Here is a 16,684-nt window from a genome sequence, read left to right as displayed (position 1 = left end):
GGACAGGAGAGAACACACCCATGACTGATATCCAGCAAACCGTGTACGTTGTTGAGGACGATGAAGCAGTCCGCGATTCCCTGGAGCTGCTGCTGAAATCCGACGGCAAGCCGGTAAAGACCTATGAGAGTGCAACCGCTTTCCTGAAGGACTACTCCGACAAGATGGCAGGCTGCATTGTGCTGGATATTCGCATGCCGGGCATGGACGGTATGGAGCTCCAGAAAAAGCTCAATGAAAAACACTCCATATTGCCGATTATCTTTGTGACGGGTCACGGTGACGTCCCCATGGCCGTCGACGCCATGAAAGAGGGCGCTGTGGACTTCATTCAGAAGCCCTACCGTGAGGAGGCACTGCTGGAGAAAATTGAGGCAGCCCTCAAACAGGATCTTGAGCAGCGCAAGTCTCTGGACGAGAAGCAGGAGATCATTCGCCGCATCAAGAGCCTGACCCCCCGGGAACACGAGATCATGGACCGTATGATTGCCGGTCAGGCCAACAAGGTGATTGCCATTGAGCTGGAAATCAGCCAGCGCACGGTCGAGATCCACCGTTCCCGCGTTATGCACAAGATGGGGACCCATTCCCTGGCACATCTCGTTCGTATGGTCCTGTCCGTAAAGGACCTTATCGACGCAGGGTGATCCCGGCGGCATCATACGGTTACTTTTCTAACCGGCCCGACATTTATGACTGAAGCTGTCAGCGAGAACTCGGAGGTGACGGTTCTGCTCGTGGATGACAATCCGCAGAACCTCAAAGTCCTCTATGAGACCCTGAAAGACAAAGGTTACCGGCTACTCATTGCCAACGAGGGCGAAAAGGCCCTCGACCTTGCCCACCGCCATCAGCCCGAAGTGATTCTCCTTGATATCATGATGCCGGAGATGGACGGCTATGAAGTCTGCGAGCGCCTCAAGGCCGCCCCGCAGACGGCCGACTGTGCCGTCGTCTTTCTGTCTGCGCTGGACGACCTGCAGGCAAAGGTGAAGGGCTTTTCACTCGGCGGTGCCGACTACATCTCCAAGCCGTTCCAGTCCCAGGAAGTGATCGCTCGCGTGAAAACCCACGCCAGCGTTATTCGTCTTGAAAGAGAGTTGCAGGCCCGCAACCGGGAGCTGCAAAGTGACCAGGCCCGGATTCTGAACTCCATCAGCGAAGGCATCTACGGCCTCGATGAGAACGGCATTATTGAATTTGCCAATCCGGCGGCGGCGTCAATTGTTGGCTGCCCGGTGGAAGAGCTGATTGGTCGTGATTTCTTCGAAACCCACTTCGCGACTGCCGGTGACAATCCGGACGGACTGCCGGTGAAGGCGACCTGTCAGCAGGGTGTGGCCGAGAACCAGCGGGATATCAGAATGCTAAGGGCCGATGGAACCGGCTTTCCGGCGGAGTACCGCTCAACCCCGAAACTGGACTCTGACGAGCTCCACGGTGCGGTTGTTGTATTCCGGGATATCACCGCCGAACTGGACAATGAAAAGGCGCTGGAGGATGCCCGGCAACTGGTTCAGGAACAGCGCGATCAGCTTGCCCATACCTCGCGCCTGACCACCATGGGTGAAATGGCCGCCGGCGTTGCCCACGAGGTGAACCAGCCGCTGACCGCCATCACCAATTATGCCCGGGTCGCCAAGCGGATGATGGTAAAGGAAAGCCCTGACATGGGGGTGCTCCAGGAGACCCTCGACAAGATCGAGGCACAGTCCCATCGCGCCAGTGAAATCATCCGACGCATTCGTCGATTCATGAAAAAACCGGCGACGGGCAAGGAAGTACTGTCGGTGCCCGCGTTGCTGGAAGACACCCGGCAGTTTGCCGAGGTGGATATGCGTAATAACAAGGGCGCTATTGAGCTGTCCGTGCCTGGGGATATGCCTGAGGTTCTGGCCGATCCGGTTCAGGTACAGCAGGTCGCCCTGAATCTGATTCGCAACGCTCTGGAAGCGACCAGCAGTATTGATTCCAGCGCGCCGGTAGAAGTGAGTGCCAGTGTGCAGGGTGGCACCTGTGTTCGAATCCAGGTGCGGGATCACGGCATCGGCCTCTCGGAAGATGCCGAAGAGAAACTGTTCCTGCCGTTCTTCACGACCAAGGATGAAGGGATGGGGATTGGTCTTTCAACCTGCCGTTCCCTCATACAGGCGCAGGGTGGCGACATCGGTTTCGAGCGGCCGGAAGGCGGTGGTGCCTGTTTCTATTTCACGTTGCCCGTTGCCGGCGCCCAGGGTTCCCCCTGCGCACCGGATGGCAAGCCTGCCTAAAGCCAGTCGACGCGCCCGGTTAGATGGGGCGCATCGCCTTTGGCATTCAGCACCTGGTAGTCCCACCCCGTTTCTCCGGTTTTCCAGTTCAGCTGGGCTGTACCAGGCAGAAACAGCGGTTTCTTGAACTGGCAGCTGATGCTGAGGGCACTGGCTTGCCAGCCTTCCTGTTGTTCCAGTAGCGCCAGTGCGTGGGCTTTGGTCCACATACCGTGGGCGATTGCCCTTGGAAAGCCGAACGCTTTGGCGCTCAGGGCATGCATGTGGATCGGGTTGCTGTCGCCGGATACCCGGGCGTATTGCCGGCCAATCGATTCGGGCGCCTTGAAATTTTCGGTGTTCGGATAACGTTCCAGCTCTGGCGGTGTTTTTTTGCCGGACGACTTGCTCTCGCCATCCGGTTGTCGGAACAACGTTGTGCTCGCTTCTTCCCAGACCAGTTTGCCAGCCGAGCGAGCCTCGGTGATGAGATCAAACTCCACGCCCCGGTCACTTTTTGCGGTATTCCCCAGTCGTACAGATAAATCCAGGTTCTCCCCGGTGCCGATCGGCCGGTGCTGGGTAATGGTGTTTCGCAGGTGCACCAGGCCCAGCAGCGGCAGGGGGAAGGCCTTCTCGGTGAGCAGTTTCAGGTGCAGTGGAAAAGCCAGCACATGGGGCCAGGTAACGGGCAGATGACTACCTGCCGCGAAGCCACAGACCTGCTGGTAGCGCTTGAGGTTCTTGCCGGCAGTACTGACGCCAAGCAGGCTGGCGGCTAACTCCGGGATGCTGACGTCACCGCCGGTTTGCTTTTGTTTCGGCAGCAGTGTTCTGCCATACATGGGCAATAGGGCGGGTGGTGTCGTGTGGTAAACGAGGGTCTCTGGCATGGATGTTCTCCTTTATAGCCTCGACCGGAAATGCCGGCGCTGCCTGAGTAAAAGCGTAGTAGCAGAGGATATGCTTTTTTTTACATTTTGGTACAACTCGGCGTTCGTGGCCTGATATGCTCTAATATAAGACGATTGTCTAACAGGGTGCCTTTTCTGGGCCCTCTGGATCTGACAAACCTCTGGAGTGTGGCAAACCCTGCCAGATCAGGCATTGACCTGGCGAGCCCCGGCGACTGTCCGGCCGGCCAAAGTAGAAGTCAACAAATAAGAAAACGGGATCTTATGCAGGAACTTCGTGACGCGGGAGTGATGTTGCGCCTGATTTATGAGGCGATGAAAAAGAAGGGAATCGATACCAATGCGATTTTCAGCCGTCTGGGTGTGGATGAAAATTACGTTTATACCGAACAGCTTCGAACTCCCCACAGTGCGCAGATGTACTTCTGGCAGGCTGTTGAGGATGTTTCCGGCGATCCGGATGTTGGCCTGCATCTGGGACAGTTGCTGCCAGCGTATAAGGGGCAGGTGCTGGAATACCTTTTTCTGAGCAGCCCAACCTTCGGCGAGGGCCTGCGTCGGGCCCAGAACTATCAGCGTCTGCTGAGTGATGCCGCTAACACCGATTTCTTCATTGAGGGCGACGATGCCTGCATGGTTCTGGATGCAGCGTCTGATGATGTACGTCGTTTACGGCATTTCAATGAATGTTTCGTGCTGGGACTGATTACCTTTTTCCGCTCCATCACCGATGGCAACTTTTACCCGTCACGCATCGAGTTCGAGCATGAGCGTGCCGAGGGCCAGGATCATGTTCGCGAGGTGCTGGGGTGCGATGTCACCTTCGGTGCGCCGGAAAACCGGCTGTATTTCCCGGCCAAGCTGCTTTCCCATGCTTCGCCGCATGCCGAGCCGGAGCTGCTGGATCTGCACGAGCGGTTTGCCAGCGAACAGGTTGCCCGGTTGGAGAAGAAAGACATCGTTGGTCAGGTGGAGCGGATTGTCGCAGAGCTCCTCGATAGTGGAGAGGTCACCCTCGATGCCGTCGCCGAGCGGCTCGGCATCAAGCCGAGGACCCTGCGTACCCGGCTGACAGAGGCCGAGACCAGTTTCAATCAGGTACTCGCGGATTTTCGCTATCGCCTGGCCCGTCAGTTGCTGGCAACCACCGATGAATCCATTGATGAGATTGTCTACCTGACCGGCTTTTCTGAGCCCAGCACTTTTTATCGCGCATTCAAACGCTGGTCCGGAATGACACCTATCGAATACCGCAAAACCGCCCAGGGCAAGGACGCCATGGTCGATGCCATGTAACAGAACGCTTTTTCTGAAAATATTTTAGGAAAAGCGTTGACATAACAGGGCGCCTCTTTATAATGCGCCCTCGTTGTCACAGAGCAATCACACCCTTGATTGCCAAGCCTTTTCGAGGCGAGCTGTGATGACCCGCACGGAGCGGTAGTTCAGTTGGTTAGAATACCGGCCTGTCACGCCGGGGGTCGCGGGTTCGAGTCCCGTCCGCTCCGCCATTTTTTCCCCTCGTTTTACCTTTCACGTTATCCGACTTCTCCAGTTGCATTACATTCAACGCCAAGCTTCATTGTCATCGTTCTGTCATTGAGAACTTCTAGGCTATTTCTGAAAATTCAGGAATCAGGAAGGCTGTGATGCGGGATTACGAAGAAGAGTTGATTGAAAACCAGTTCGAAGAATATGAAGACGATGATGGCTGGGACGACGCCATGGAGTTATAGGCAAGGGATGAAACCATCACCGATGTCATCCATGCCTGATCTGCTTTCGGTGCTCCCCGGGGCTTAGATTGAACCAGCGCCGGTAGGCTTTGTGGAAGGCCGCAGGATTGGCAAAACCCAGAAGCCAGGCAATCTCTGCCAGTGATGTCTCTGTCTCCCGAATATAATCCCGCGCTAACTGTTTTCGCGTTTCATCCACCAGTTCCCTGAATCCGGTTCCCTCGGCGGCCAGTTGTCTCTGGAGCGTCCATGGCGCAATCCCCAGTTTAACTGCAATGGTTTCCAGGCTGGGTGTCTCGCCCCGAAACAGGGGTGTGAGAAGGTTTTTTACGCGGTCGCCTGTGGTCCACCCCCGTCGTATCTGCTGCAGTTCCCGTTCGCAGAGATCCGAAAGCTTTTCATGCATGGCGGGCTGAGCCTGCTGGCTGGCGCTTTCCCAAATGTCCTGACGAACGGTAAGGCTGTTGCTCGAAGCTCCAAACTGCACGGGGCAGCGGAACCAGCTCTCGAACAAATCATCCTGGCCGATTGATCGGTATTCGATAGTGACCTTCTCCAGAACGTCATAACGGCCCGTAACGGTCCTGAGAAACTGGGTCCACGCGGCAAGAACAGAATCCACCACGAAGTAGTTGAAGCCGTTATAGGGACGAATCGAGTAGAACTTTGCTTGCCGGGTTTCCGGTTGGACCGTTGGAACGCCACGGCTATTGCGGCTGGTTAGCAGAGCGTATCGAATCAGCGTGGCGAGTGCTGCGCCAGCGGTGCCGGCGGTTTCTCCGGCCAGCCCTGCAATACCCGCGTCGACAGGGCGTGATAGCGCACCCATCCTCAGCCCGAGAGCCGGGTTGCCGGTCTCGTTGATCGCGGCATGCCCCAGACGCATAAACCGCGGGATGCTGATGCGCGCTTCCGGTGATGTCAGGGTCTGATGGTCAAGCTGGAAACGGGATGCCAGTTCTGCGCTGCTGGCGCCTTCGGCTTCGGCGGCCCGCAAAAGAGCCGACACATAGAGAACACTGATGTCCCCGAGTGAGTTTCGGTTTTTTGACGGGCTGGAGAGGTGGGCGTTCATTGAAGCCTTTGTCTGACATGTTATGCAAAGATAATAAAATGTTATCCCTGGATATTGTCGATGGCAAGATGCGCGGGTAGTTTAAGGCTCAACAATGAACGGAGCCCTGTCATTTACAGGCGTTCCGCCCGAGATCACGATGAGGAGAGCAAACATGACCGCGAGCACGACGTCAGGCGTTGCCAAGTACCCGAACCTGCTTGAGCCACTGGACCTTGGTTTTACCAAACTGCGTAACCGCACCCTGATGGGCTCCATGCACACCGGCCTGGAAGAGGCCAAAAATGGCTTCGAACGCCTTGCGGCATTCTATGCAGAGCGTGCCAGAGGCGGTGCCGGCCTGATCGTGACTGGCGGTATTGCTCCGAATGTGGAGGGGGGCGTTTTCCAGCACGCCGCCAAGATGACCACCGAAGAGGAAGTCGAGAAGCACAGGGTCATTACCGATGCGGTGCATGGAGCTGATGGCAAGATCTGCATGCAGATCCTCCACGCTGGCCGCTACGCCTATTCTCCGGAGCTGGTGGCACCCTCGGCCATTCAGGCGCCAATCAATCCGTTCAAGCCCCGGGAGCTGGATGAAGACGGCATCGAGAAGCAGATTCAGGACTATGCGGAGTGCGCCGCACTGGCACAAAGCGCCGGTTATGACGGCGTTGAAGTGATGGGGTCAGAGGGTTACTTCATTAACCAGTTCATTGTGTCTCATACCAACCATCGGACTGACCGTTGGGGTGGCAGTTACGAAAACCGCATTCGTCTGCCCATCGAAATCGTTCGCCGGGTTCGTGAACGAGTGGGCGAGAACTTTATCCTGATTTACCGCCTGTCCATGCTGGATCTGATTGAAGACGGCAGTACCTGGGAAGAGGTGGTGCATCTGGCCAAGGAAATCGAGAAGGCGGGTGCAACCATCATCAATACGGGTATTGGCTGGCATGAGGCCCGCGTACCTACCATTGCCACCTCAGTTCCCCGGGGCGCATTTACCAAGGTGACCGCGCGCTTGAAAGGTGAAGTGAGCATTCCTCTGGTCACCACCAACCGGATTAACATGCCGGATGTGGCCGAGAAGATTCTGGCCGAGGGCGATGCCGATATGGTGTCCATGGCCCGGCCGTTCCTCGCAGACGCCGATCTGGTTCTGAAGGCGGCGGAAGATCGCGCGGAGGAGATCAACACTTGCATCGGCTGTAATCAGGCCTGCCTTGATCACACCTTCAGTGGCAAGCTGACGTCCTGCCTGGTCAATCCCCGCGCCTGTCATGAAACCGAGCTGACCTACGTGAAGACCGCGAAGCCCAAATCCATCGCGGTGGTTGGTGCCGGCCCGGCAGGACTGGCTTTTGCTTCCGTGGCGGCAGAGCGTGGCCATAAGGTGACACTGTTTGACGCCGGCAGTGAGATTGGTGGCCAGTTCAACGTTGCCAAGCTGATTCCGGGCAAGGAAGAGTTTTACGAGACGTTGCGTTACTTCCGGGTGATGCTCGACAAGCATCAGGTCGATTTACGCCTGAACACCCGGGTTAGCGCTGACGACCTGAAAGCCGGTGGCTTTGACGAAGTGATTCTGGCCACTGGCGTAAAGCCGCGTACGCCGGAAATCGAGGGTATCGATCATCCCAAAGTGATCGGTTATCTGGACGCGCTGCTGGAGCGCAAGCCGGTTGGCCAGAAAGTGGCCGTGATCGGCGCCGGCGGTATCGGTTTCGATGTCTCCGAGTTTATCATCCACAAGGGCACGTCAGCTGCTTTGGATACCGATCACTTCATGCGTGAGTGGGGTGTGGATCTCAGTGTCGAGCATCGTGGTGGCATCCAGGGCGTTGAGCCCCAGGTACCGGAGCCGGCCCGGGAAGTCTATCTGCTTCAGCGCAAGGCCTCGAAAGTGGGTAAGAACCTGGGCAAGACCACCGGCTGGATTCACCGGACTTCCCTAAAAAACCGTCAGGTTCAGATGGTGCCCGGTGTGACCTATCGTAAAATCGATGATGAGGGGCTGCATATAACGGTCACGCCGAAAGGCGCAGAGCAGGGCGAAGATCGTATGCTGCCCGTGGATACCATTATCGTCTGCGCGGGCCAGGAGCCGCTGCGCGAACTGCAAAGCGAACTCGAGGCAGCGGGCCTGCCAGTTCACCTGATTGGTGGCTCGGATGTGGCGGCTGAACTCGATGCCAAGCGAGCGGTCAACCAGGGCAGTCGCCTGGCAGCAGAGCTTTAAGCGCAAACACGATCACAAATCGTTGCACTTTTTCCCTGTGCAGAAACGATTGTCTGGCTAGACTAATAGCTTTGAGTCTGTCAGCTTGCGTCTTCGCCCCGGCTCCGGGAGGCTGGGGTTGAAGAGGCCGGCACCACGATCGGATGGAACATCTCTCAGTGTTCTGTCGTGTGGTGTCGAGTCGTTGAACTTTGGAGAACGTGCAATGGTGTCTGCCGACCAGGCAACCGATGGTTATTCGGCGGTATTTTTTGTGGAAGGAAGCCAGGTGGCTCGCGAAATGCGGGCCACGGAATTCGGCGCTTTCCTGGATGGCTACGTTGGGCTGTCCGATCTTGCCGAAACCGATGTCAGGGCTGTTCTGGTTGAGTTGAGTCCCGATCTTCGGGTTCAGGCACTCGTGTTCTTCCGAATCTGGTTTGATGAGGAGGGCAGGGCAGACAGTCACTGGAACCTGCCGATTGAAGAGCTCGCCAGGCAAGGCGCCAAGGGGCCGGACATGGGCGGTGGTCCGATCCGGCTGGTTTGCCGAAGCCAATGCCCCGATCCCAAGTTCAAGGAGGATCTTTGGGACCCGGACATGACCCCGGGGAATAATCATTTCCAGGCCATTCGCAAGGCAGTAGAGGCCAATAGCCTTAAATTCCGCAAAGTTGAGCCGGTACAGGAAGAGAATATTCCGGTTCTGAGTGAGCAGGCAGAAGATTCTTCGGAGCGCGAAGAGGCCGCAGCCGCCGCCGACCGTTCCCGCCTGGCGCAGTTGATTCGTGAGCAACGCCTGCGGATCAAGACCCTCCAGAGTGTCCACCGCGATGCGCTTTCGGATATCCAGCGAGAGCACCGGCTGGAGGTCCAGGGGTTACGCAGTGATATTGCGGATCTCGAGCAGAAATACGAACGCCAGCGCCTCAGTAATGAGCAGCTCAAGAAGCGACTTTCCGAAAGAAACGAGCAGTACCTCGCCATGCAGGAGCAGATGGCCGCGGTAGGTGAGGAGAAACAGCGGGAGGATTCAAACGCGGGTGCCGAGCTCCTGCTCCTCAGGGAGCAGCTGGAGCGGCGTCAGCGTGAACTCGAGCTGAGAGACGAGAAGATTGTCGCTCTCGAGGAAGAGAACCACGAGCTGAGAAACCGCGAACCTCCGGAAGACTCCATCATGGACCACCTGCAGCGCCAGGCGGTGTTCCTGGTGGCCTACCAGCCAGGCGTCGGTCACGTAACGCTGCCCTTCAAGGACATTGAGACCTACTTCAGCAACCCCACCGCCTATGCCGCGGAACGCTGCGGCATGAATGAACCCGCCTATCGTGAATGGCTGGATCACTATGAAAATCCTGTGTGCACCCACAAGGGCAATGATGGCAAACCCTGCGGTGAGCCTATCCTGCGGGTAAGCCAACCCTCGGAATTCCGCCCGGGCGTTGACGATCGGTGTGAGAAACACCAGGCCTGAGGTTCGAACTTTTTCAGTATCGGGGTGACTTTCGTTAAACTGTACGCCAGATTGTCACCGGGGTAACGGTTTCGTTGGTCCCCGCCGCATCCCGACATCACAGGAAACTTCATGGATCAGTTCAGGAACATTGGTGTAATTGGCCGAATGGGCAGTGTGAAAGTGGTTGAATCACTGCGCCAGCTCAAACAGTACCTGATCACCAACAATTACCACGTCATTCTTGAAGAAGACACAGCCAGCATGCTGCCAGGGCATGGCCTGCAGGTGGCCAGCAAAAAGCTTCTGGGCGAAATCTGTGATCTGGTCATCGTGGTTGGCGGGGATGGCAGCCTTCTGGGCGCCGCCCGGGAGTTGGCCAAGTCCAAGATTCCCCTGCTTGGGGTGAACCGTGGGCGGTTGGGCTTCCTGACTGACATTTCGCCGTCCGATCTTGAGGAGCGCCTGGGCAAGGTTCTGGAAGGCGAGTACATGGAGGAGACGCGGTTCCTGCTGGATGGCAATGTTGAGCGCAACGGCCAGCCCCTGGGGTTTGGTACGGCCCTGAACGATGTCGTACTGCATCCCGGTAAATCCACCCGGATGATTGGCTTTGACCTCTTCATCGACGGCCATTTCGTGTACAGCCAGCGTTCGGATGGCCTGATTGTCTCTACGCCGACAGGGTCTACCGCCTATTCGCTGTCTGCCGGTGGTCCGATTATGCACCCGAAGCTGGACGCCATTGTTCTGGTGCCCATGTTTCCCCACACTCTCAGTAGCCGGCCGATCGTTGTCGATGGCAAGAGTGAAATCAAACTGGTGATCGGGGAGACCAATGAAACCTATCCGCAAATCAGCTTTGACGGCCAGATGAACATTGCCTGCGCGCCAGGCGATATCATTCGCATTACCAAAAAGCCGTTCAAGATCCGGTTGATTCACCCCACAGACCATAATTTCTACGCCACCTGCCGTGACAAGCTTGGCTGGGCTAGTGAAATATCAGCGAGTTGATCATGGCTGCGACAAAACCGACCGCAAACCGCGGTTACGACATCATTGGCGACATTCACGGCTGTGCCAATACCCTGGCCCGATTGCTGGACCAGATGGGCTATCGGAAGATCAACGGGGTCTACCAGCACCCCCGTCGTCAGGCGATCTTCATCGGCGATATCATTGATCGTGGCCCACGCATCCGTGAAGCCCTGCACCTTGTGCGCGATATGGTGGAACATGGTTCGGCCCGAATTGTCATGGGCAACCATGAGTACAATGCCCTGGGTTACTGTACGCGGGCGCGCCCGGGCAGCGGCAAAACCTTCCTGCGCGAGCACAACGCGCGTCACGACCGCCTGATCCGCGAGACTCTCGAGCAGTTCGAAGCGCACCCCTACGAGTGGAATGAGTTTCTCGAGTGGTTCTACACCATACCGCTGTTCATCGACGACGAGGATTTCCGCGTTGTGCACGCGTGTTGGGATGGCGACCTGATCGAGAAATTCAAGCAGTCGCAGGGTGGTGCGTGCATTGATGAGGATTTCCTGCACGCCTCTGCCGCCATCGAGTCTTTTGCCGGGCAGGTTATGGATACCCTTTTGAGGGGGACGGATCTGCGGCTCCCCCGGGGAATGACCATCACCGGTCGGGATGGCTATGTGCGCGAGTTTTTCCGAACCAAGTTCTGGGCCGACGATCCTCATACCTATGCCGATGTTGTCTTCCAGCCGGACCCGTTGCCACCGGAAGTGGCAAGCCGCGTATTGACGGAAAGCGAGCGAAAGCAGCTGATCAGTTATCCTCTCGATGCGCCCCCGGTTTTTGTCGGGCATTACTGGATGGAAGGAGAGCCGGCGCCGCTCAAATCCAATGTCGCGTGCATCGACTACAGTGCCGTGAAGTACGGGCGGTTGGTCGCTTACCGAATGGATGGTGAGCGGGCACTTTCCCGGGACAAATTTGTCTGGGTTGATGTGGAAAGACCGGAGCAAGCGGATTATCCCAATAGCGAGGACAGTCTCGCACGCTAGACCGAGCGTTGTGGCTGAATCATTTCCGGAGGCGGAGTAAACGGTGTACCGAGTCAAGCAATTGGATACCACGGTAAACCTGGCGGGCTTCAGCCGTTGGCTGAACGGTCAGGGTGTGGCCCACCGCATCACGGAAGAGGGCGGGTTCCAGGTGCTCTGGCTGGAAGATCCCGCCCATGCGGAACCCGTGCTCTCGGCCCTTGACCGTTTTATGGCGGAACCGGAGATCAGGGAAGCGGTGGATCGTCAGAACCGCTCGCCGGTGTTTGTTGGTGGCCGCTGGCAACCTTCTCCGCGTCATGCGCCGCTAGTGCTGGGGATTATCGTGTTTGCGGTAGCCATGGTCTGGCTCACGGCCATGGGGCAGAATGAGCTGGCGGCCAGCCTGATGGTGATCGACCCCCGGGATTACGACTGGAGCACCATGGCCGGCCGCATTGAAGCGCTGACAGCGACGCTGGCAAGCGGCCAGGTCTGGCGGCTGCTGACGCCGGATTTTCTGCACTTCAGCTGGACCCACATCATTTTCAATTCGGTCATGCTCTGGTTTCTGGGTAGCCAGATCGAGTGGTTTGATGGTCGCGCCCGGCTAATCATGCTGTTTGTGATCACTAGCCTGATTTCCAACGGCCTGCAGTATTTTGTCTCGGGCCCGTTGTTCGGTGGGCTATCGGGAGTGGTTTATGGGATTCTGGGCTATTGTTGGCTCAGCCAGCGATCGGCACCGAGGTTTCAGTTTCCACCTGCGTTGGTAACCTTTGCCGTTGCGTGGATGGTCATCGGGTTTACCCCGCTGCCGGAAATGATCGGGCTCGGGCGTATGGCCAACGAGGCGCACCTGGGCGGATTCGTTGCCGGCCTGGCCCTTGCGGTGGTTTTGCCCGTAAAAGGCAGAAGGGGCGCATAAAAAAGCCCCGCCAGAGGCGGGGCATTAAAAGAGCTTTTAGCTCCTGATGAGAGAGACCAAATGATACGACCGTCGTCATTTGGTGAATTAATGATAATCATTATCGTTTGATGCTGTCAAACGGTTCCGCCATATTTTTAATGAACGTTTTTTCAGGAGAGCGGGATGACTTACGAAGAACTGATCGAGCGACTGGATCCCAATGTCTACCGGAGCCTCCGGCAGTCAATTGAACTCGGCAAATGGCCTGATGGCCGAAAACTGACGCCCGAACAGCGTGAAATCAGCCTGGAAGCGGTGATCTACTACGAGAACCTTCACAACATTCCTGAAGAAGAGCGTACTGGCTACCTGGATCGGGGCAGCAAAGCCGGTACCGCCTGCGATCCTTCGGTGCAGCGCAAGCAGGATAAAGACGATATGGACCCCAGCCAGTTTGTCGAGGTCAAGTCTTGAGCGAACTGATTGATGTCACCGGCCGGCTCCGGAAAATGCCGGCGGAGGCCGGAAACCCGGTGGCCTATTCCATTGCCGTTGGCGATACCCGTATCCCTCTTAATGATCTGATCGGCAGGCCTTTGCGCCTGGATTTTGATGGCGTGATTCGCTGTATTCATTGCGACAGGAAAACCAACAAAAGCTTTAATCAGGGTTTTTGTTACCCCTGTTTCCGCAAGCTTGCCGCTTGTGACAGCTGCATCATGAGTCCGGAGAAGTGCCACTATCATCTTGGTACCTGCCGTGAGCCCGAGTGGGGTGAAACCCATTGCATGGTGGAGCATGTGGTGTACCTTGCGAACTCGTCGGGTCTCAAGGTTGGTATTACCCGGGCGTCCCAGGTGCCAACACGGTGGATTGACCAGGGGGCTGTTGACGCTATACCGATGGTGCGCGTTGCAACGCGATACCTCGCAGGCCTTGTGGAAGTTGCCTGTAAGGCTCACGTCGCCGATCGGACCAACTGGCGGGCCATGCTCAAGGGCGATGTCCCGGAACTCGATCTGGTGGATGAGCGGCAGCGGATGCTTGGGCTGATATCCGACGACCTTGAGTCGCTCAGGCAGGCCCACGGTCAGGACTCCATTCGGGAAGTTGACGAGCAGGGGCTTGGCCTGAGCTATCCTGTCCAGGTCTGGCCAGCCAAGATCAAAACCCATAACCTCGACAAATCGCCGGAAGTCGAGGGCGTACTTGAGGGCATCAAGGGGCAGTACCTTATTCTGGATACCGGTGTGATCAATATTCGGAAGTTCACCGGTTATGAAGTCCGCTTCCGGGTCATGGAAGGCTGATAGCGCCTTTCCCGGCAAATCTTGTCATGCCTGTGGGTACTGTATGCCAGTGCCCGCCGGCCGCGAATTCTGGAGAAAACCCATGCGTACCAGCCAGCCACAAACCATATATCTGAGCGATTACAAGGTACCTGCGTATCTGGTCGACACTGTAGACCTGCGATTCGAGCTTTTTGAGGATGGCGCACGGGTGCACAGCACCCTCGAACTCCGCCGGAACCCGGAATCGGATGAGACGGCGGCGCCTCTGGAGCTCGATGGTGACAGTCTGACGCTCGAATCCGTCGCTCTGAACGGCGCTGAGCTGGCCGCTGGTGATTATGAAGATCGGGGCGATCAGTTGGTGGTTCGCTCGGTGCCGGAACAGTTCACTTTGACAGTCGTCACCTGGATCGAGCCGCAGAACAATACCCGTCTGGAAGGGCTTTACAAGTCCTCGGGCATGTTCTGCACCCAGTGCGAGGCTGAAGGGTTCCGCTGCATCACATTCTTCCCGGACCGCCCGGACGTGATGGCGCGTTTCCGCACTCGCATAGAAGCCAACAAGGACGCCTATCCGGTTCTCCTCTCCAATGGTAATGACGTCGAAAAAGGCGAGCTGGAAAACGGCCGTCATTTTGTTACCTGGGAAGATCCGTTCCCCAAGCCCTGTTACCTCTTCGCCCTGGTGGCCGGAGATCTGGTTGAGAAAAGGGACACGTTTTCCACGTGCTCTGGCCGCGACATCGATCTGCGCATGTATGTGGAGCCCCGTAACGCCGAGAAATGCGATCACGCCATGGACTCGCTGAAGCGTTCCATGCGCTGGGATGAGGAAGTCTATGGTCGTGAGTACGACCTCGATATTTTCATGATTGTGGCGGTAGACGACTTCAACATGGGCGCCATGGAGAACAAGGGGCTCAACATCTTCAACTCGTCCTGTGTTCTGGCCAGCCAGGAAACCGCTACGGACTTGGCGTTCCAGCGCATTGAGGCCATCGTCGCCCACGAATATTTCCACAACTGGTCAGGTAACCGGGTCACCTGCCGCGACTGGTTCCAGCTCAGCCTGAAAGAGGGCTTTACCGTTTTCCGGGATTCCCAGTTCTCGGCAGACATGGGTTCGCCGACTGTGAAGCGGATTGAGGATGTCACGCTGCTGCGTACCGCCCAGTTTGCTGAAGATGGAGGCCCGATGTCGCATCCGGTGCGGCCGGCTTCCTACATGGAAATCTCCAACTTCTACACCCTGACCATTTATGAGAAAGGTGCAGAGGTCGTACGCATGATCCATACCCTGCTGGGGCCGGACATGTTCCGCAAGGGCAGTGACCTGTATTTCAAGCGCCACGATGGCCAGGCCGTCACAACCGATGATTTTGTAAAAGCCATGGAGGATGCCTCCGGCCGTGATCTGAGCCAGTTCCGTCTGTGGTACGAGCAGGCCGGCACGCCGGTGTTGGCCATTTCGGACGACTTTGACGCGGAGACAGGTGTGTACCGCCTGACTATTGAGCAAAGCATTCCGGATACCCCGGGCCAGACCAACAAAAAACCCCAGCACATCCCGTTTGCGCTGGGTCTGCTTGGACAGGATGGCCAGCCCCTGCCGTTGCAGCTTGAATCCGGAGATTCGGGTGCGCCGACGGAGCGGGTGCTTGAGCTGACCGAAGCCGTCCACACGTTCGAATTCCATGGCGTCGAATCCAGACCTGTGCCATCACTTTTGCGGCACTTCTCCGCGCCGGTTCGGGTTCGCTACAACTGGAGCCGAGAACAGCTGCTCTTCCTGATGAGCCATGATCCGGACGGTTTCAACCGCTGGGATGCGGGCCAGAGACTGGCCGTCGATGTCATCCAGTCACTGGTCGGAGCGCCGGACGATGCGGACATCGAACCAAGACTGGTTGAGGCTTATCGCAAGCTGATTTCCGACACCGATCTGGATCAGGCCCTGGTGGCGAAAATGCTACAGCTTCCTTCGGAAGCGTACCTGATTGAGCTTACCGAAAACGCCGATGTGCCAGCCATTCACCGGGCTCGTGACTCAGTGCTGCGGCACCTGGCCGGTGCCCTGAAAGGCGAGCTGATTGATTGCTACCAGCGCCAACAGGACAGTGGTCCCTACGAGGTGACGCCGGAGGCCATTGCCCGTCGTAGCCTGCGCAATACCGCTTTGGCCTGGTTGCTGATGATTGATGACGAGGAGGGTCGGGGCCTGGCTGTGAGCCAGTTGAACGCTGCTGACAATATGACCGATCGCATGGGTGCTTTGCGTGCGCTCGTCAATTCGGGCTTTGAGGCTGATCGCCGGCAGGCGCTTGATCACTTCTATGATCGGTTCCAGGAAGATCCGCAGGTTGTTGAACAGTGGTTCTCTGTGCAGGCGTCCAGTGATCAGGCCGGGCAGTTGGCGGACATCCGTAAGCTTCTGGAGCATCCGGCGTTCGACTGGAAAAACCCCAACAAGATTCGCTCTGTGGTGGGTGCGTTTGCGGGTCAGAATCTGGCTGCTTTCCACAAGCCTGACGGTTCTGGTTATGAATTCCTGGCGGATCAGGTCTGCCGCCTGGACGACAGCAACCCGCAGATTGCTGCGCGCCTGGTGACGCCGCTTACCCGATGGAGAAAGTTTGCGCCCGCGTACAGCGCTCAGATGAAATCTGCCCTGGAGCGTATTCGCGACAAATCCGGATTGTCCCGGGATGTTTATGAGGTGGTGCACAAGAGCCTCGCGGAGTGAAGCCAGATACAAAATCGCACTTTCGGTCGATAGACTTTAGTCTGGGATCGGGTAATCTGGAGTAAGGTCTGTAATTCCATCAGACGACAATAAAAAA

13 protein-coding genes and 1 tRNA gene are annotated in these 16,684 nt (G+C 57.0%); 12 read left to right on the top strand and 2 right to left on the bottom strand.

From position 1 onward, the window contains the following. Window positions 1–20 precede the first annotated feature (20 nt). The gene (fixJ, locus tag KYE_RS03705) at window positions 21–647 is read left to right on the top strand and encodes a response regulator FixJ (protein WP_008170525.1); all 627 of its coding nucleotides are present in this window, start codon (window positions 21–23) and stop codon (window positions 645–647) included. A gap of 45 nt (window positions 648–692) precedes the next feature. Further along, window positions 693–2,270, top strand: a complete 1,578-nt coding sequence (locus tag KYE_RS03700; RefSeq protein ID WP_008170524.1) for a response regulator — start codon at window positions 693–695, stop codon at window positions 2,268–2,270. Here KYE_RS03700 and KYE_RS03695 read toward each other — a convergent pair. Continuing rightward, complete coding sequence (locus KYE_RS03695; RefSeq protein WP_008170521.1) at window positions 2,267–3,142, bottom strand: MaoC family dehydratase; 876 nt, start codon at window positions 3,140–3,142, stop codon at window positions 2,267–2,269. The genes KYE_RS03700 and KYE_RS03695 overlap by 4 nt on opposite strands. A 285-nt stretch (window positions 3,143–3,427) precedes the next feature. Here KYE_RS03695 and KYE_RS03690 point away from each other — a divergent pair, with 285 nt between their 5' ends. Both KYE_RS03690 and KYE_RS03685 read left to right on the top strand, forming a co-directional pair. Continuing rightward, the gene (locus KYE_RS03690; RefSeq protein ID WP_008170520.1) at window positions 3,428–4,459 is read left to right on the top strand and encodes an AraC family transcriptional regulator; all 1,032 of its coding nucleotides are present in this window, start codon (window positions 3,428–3,430) and stop codon (window positions 4,457–4,459) included. A gap of 138 nt (window positions 4,460–4,597) precedes the next feature. Further along, a tRNA-Asp gene (locus KYE_RS03685) sits at window positions 4,598–4,674 on the top strand. A gap of 250 nt (window positions 4,675–4,924) precedes the next feature. Here KYE_RS03685 and KYE_RS03680 read toward each other — a convergent pair. Beyond that, a complete protein-coding gene (locus tag KYE_RS03680) occupies window positions 4,925–5,974 on the bottom strand; it encodes an AraC family transcriptional regulator (protein ID WP_008170518.1) in 1,050 nt (349 codons plus the stop codon). Between the two features lie 154 nt (window positions 5,975–6,128). Between KYE_RS03680 and KYE_RS03675 the strand changes: the two genes are divergently transcribed. From KYE_RS03675 to pepN, 8 genes are all read left to right on the top strand, one after another. After that, a complete protein-coding gene (locus KYE_RS03675) occupies window positions 6,129–8,198 on the top strand; it encodes an FAD-dependent oxidoreductase (protein WP_008170516.1) in 2,070 nt (689 codons plus the stop codon). A gap of 205 nt (window positions 8,199–8,403) precedes the next feature. After that, window positions 8,404–9,651 (top strand): hypothetical protein, encoded by a 1,248-nt coding sequence (locus KYE_RS03670; RefSeq protein WP_008170514.1) that lies wholly within the window; start codon window positions 8,404–8,406, stop codon window positions 9,649–9,651. Window positions 9,652–9,762: 111 nt separating this feature from the next. Next, window positions 9,763–10,647, top strand: a complete 885-nt coding sequence (locus tag KYE_RS03665; protein WP_008170512.1) for an NAD(+) kinase — start codon at window positions 9,763–9,765, stop codon at window positions 10,645–10,647. A 2-nt stretch (window positions 10,648–10,649) separates the two neighbouring features. After that, window positions 10,650–11,663, top strand: a complete 1,014-nt coding sequence (locus KYE_RS03660) for a metallophosphoesterase (protein ID WP_008170510.1) — start codon at window positions 10,650–10,652, stop codon at window positions 11,661–11,663. Between the two features lie 43 nt (window positions 11,664–11,706). Beyond that, complete coding sequence (locus tag KYE_RS03655) at window positions 11,707–12,570, top strand: rhomboid family intramembrane serine protease (protein WP_008170508.1); 864 nt, start codon at window positions 11,707–11,709, stop codon at window positions 12,568–12,570. 165 nt (window positions 12,571–12,735) lie between these two features. After that, complete coding sequence (locus KYE_RS03650) at window positions 12,736–13,026, top strand: YeaC family protein (protein ID WP_008170505.1); 291 nt, start codon at window positions 12,736–12,738, stop codon at window positions 13,024–13,026. Next, on the top strand, window positions 13,023–13,862 hold the full coding sequence (locus KYE_RS03645; protein ID WP_008170503.1) for a DUF2797 domain-containing protein: 840 nt from the start codon (window positions 13,023–13,025) through the stop codon (window positions 13,860–13,862). Before KYE_RS03650 ends, KYE_RS03645 begins: the two co-directional genes overlap by 4 nt. Window positions 13,863–13,944: 82 nt before the next feature. Further along, a complete protein-coding gene (gene pepN / locus KYE_RS03640) occupies window positions 13,945–16,587 on the top strand; it encodes an aminopeptidase N (RefSeq protein WP_008170501.1) in 2,643 nt (880 codons plus the stop codon). The last annotated feature ends 97 nt before the right edge of the window (window positions 16,588–16,684 follow it).

Source organism: Marinobacter manganoxydans MnI7-9, assembly GCF_000235625.1.
Classification (GTDB): domain Bacteria; phylum Pseudomonadota; class Gammaproteobacteria; order Pseudomonadales; family Oleiphilaceae; genus Marinobacter; species Marinobacter manganoxydans.
This window is presented reverse-complemented; position numbering and strand designations above follow the sequence as displayed.